Source organism: Streptomyces sparsus, from assembly GCF_054776295.1.
Genome location: NZ_BAAHCA010000895.1, coordinates 1 through 1,988, shown reverse-complemented (window position 1 = coordinate 1,988; position 1,988 = coordinate 1). Strand labels below are relative to the sequence as shown.

Annotated in this window: 2 protein-coding genes and 1 pseudogene; 2 read left to right on the top strand and 1 reads right to left on the bottom strand. The window is 71.4% G+C overall.

Going from position 1 to position 1,988, the window contains the following annotated elements; genetic code table 11:
• Both ACYVE9_RS24650 and ACYVE9_RS24645 read left to right on the top strand, forming a co-directional pair.
• Positions 1-667 (top strand): hypothetical protein (locus ACYVE9_RS24650; protein WP_461030103.1); only part of this gene is annotated, 667 nt, incomplete at its 5' end.
• Between the two features lie 233 nt (positions 668-900).
• Positions 901-1,698 (top strand): SGNH/GDSL hydrolase family protein, encoded by a 798-nt coding sequence (locus ACYVE9_RS24645; RefSeq protein WP_461030102.1) that lies wholly within the window; start codon positions 901-903, stop codon positions 1,696-1,698.
• Here the strand turns inward: ACYVE9_RS24645 and ACYVE9_RS24640 are convergent.
• A pseudogene (locus ACYVE9_RS24640) lies at positions 1,671-1,988 on the bottom strand (SWF or SNF family helicase); the annotation flags it as partial. The gene ACYVE9_RS24645 and the pseudogene ACYVE9_RS24640 overlap by 28 nt on opposite strands.

Here is a 1,988-nt window from a genome sequence, read left to right as displayed (position 1 = left end):
GGGTGGCTGGCCGCCGCCCCCGCCGCCCGGCGGCGGCAACCGCCGCACGCTCGTCATCGCTCTGGCCTCGGTGGCGGTGGTGGGCGCCCTCATCGTCGGTACCGCCCTGGTGCTCACCGGAGGCGACAAGGACGGCGAGGCCGGGGACGAGCCCGCCGTGACGGCGTCCGCGACGCCGACGCCGTCCGACACGGCCACCCCGGGCGACCGGTTCGACGATTCGGAGGACGACCCGTACGAGGACGGCGAGGACCCTTTCGACGACCCGACGAAGAGCCCGTCCGCGTTCGACTGGGAGTCGAGCATGCCGACCCCCAGCACCGGGCCGCGCCCGGCCTACCAGCTGCGCCCGGGTGACTGCTTCGACATCGCCGAGGACCGCGAGGGGTACAACGACAAGCGTTCCTGCTCCTCCTCCCACGACGCCGAGGTCGTGCACCAGGAGAAGCTGACCGGTGAGTACGAGACCGACGAGGCGGTCAGCGGCAAGGCCGAGTCGATCTGCAAGGGAAAGCTGGAGGCGAAGGCCGCGAAGCAGACCAGCGGCGTGCGGTTCCGCACCCTCTCCCAGTTCCCGAAGGTGAGTGGGTTCCGCCTCGGCATGAAGACGGTCACCTGCAGTCTCGTCGCGGCCGAGGGCAGCAAGCTCGACAGCCCGCTCGACTGAGCCCGCCGGCGCCAGCCCACCCGGGCTGCGGCGCGACTGACCCACCCTCAGTTGGCCCCTGGGCCCGGCGCGTTGCTCACCCGTTCGGCCCAAGAGCCGTCACCTGGACCTCCCTTCGTTCGTTCCACCATGCGGAAACGAACGAAACTTTGGCATGGACACTTCTCGAACGGGTTGTGCGCTGCTACGACAGATGACACAGGCGTTCCTCCATGTCCCCCACGGGAGGCCCCATGCATCTGCCCCGATCCCTGACCGTGTTCGCCGCTCTCGCGGCCCTCGTCTCCCTGCCCGCGCTGCACGGCGCGGGTGCCGTCGCGGCGCCCCAGGCCGCCCCCGTCTCCTACGTCGCCCTCGGTGACTCCTACTCGTCCGGCGCGGGCGCCGGCGACTACCAGAGCGGCAACTGCCGTCGCAGCAACCGGGCTTATCCGCAGTTGTGGAGCAACGCGCACTCACCCTCCTCCTTCCACTTCACCGCGTGCTCCGGAGCGCGCACCACCGACGTCATCAACGGGCAGCTCGGACCGGCGAACGCCGCCACCACGCTGATCAGCGTCAGCGTCGGCGGCAACGACGCCGGTTTCGCCGACGTGATGACCACCTGCGTACTGCAGGGGGAGAGCGCGTGCCTCAACCGGGTCGCGCAGGCCCGCAACTACATCGACGGCACGCTGCCGGGCCGCCTCGACGCCGTGTACGACGCCATCAGGGCCAAGGCGCCCAACGCTCAGGTCGTCGTCCTCGGATACCCGCGCATGTACAAGCTCGGCACCTCGTGCCTGGGCATCAGCGAACGGTCCAGGGCAGCGCTCAACGCGGCCTCCGACGACCTCAACGAGGTCACCGCCAAGCGCGCCGCCGACCACGGCTACCGGTTCGGTGACGTCCGCACCACCTTCGCCGGACACGAACTCTGCTCCGGCGCGGCCTGGTTGCACGGCGTGACCTGGCCGATCGGCGACTCCTACCACCCCAAGGCCGCCGGGCAGTCCGGCGGTTACTACCCGGTGCTGAACGGCATCGCCTGATCCCCGGTCAGTGACTCGGCCAGGGCGGCCGCCGGATCCGCGTACGGCGGACCGGCAGGCCACCACCGGCCCCCGCTGCTGCGGTACGGCCACCACAACTCGTCCGGGCCGTACCGCAGCTGCACGTCCGTGTCCACCACCGTCCAGCGGCCCGCTTCGCCGCGCAGGGCCGGCCGGTCGGCCTCGTCCTCCCAGGCGAGAGCGAGTTGGGCCCGGGCGCGGGCCAACGCGGCAGCGTCGGGCAGCTGATCCCCGTCGAGTACGGCCAGCGCATCCGCGCCCCCCAGCAG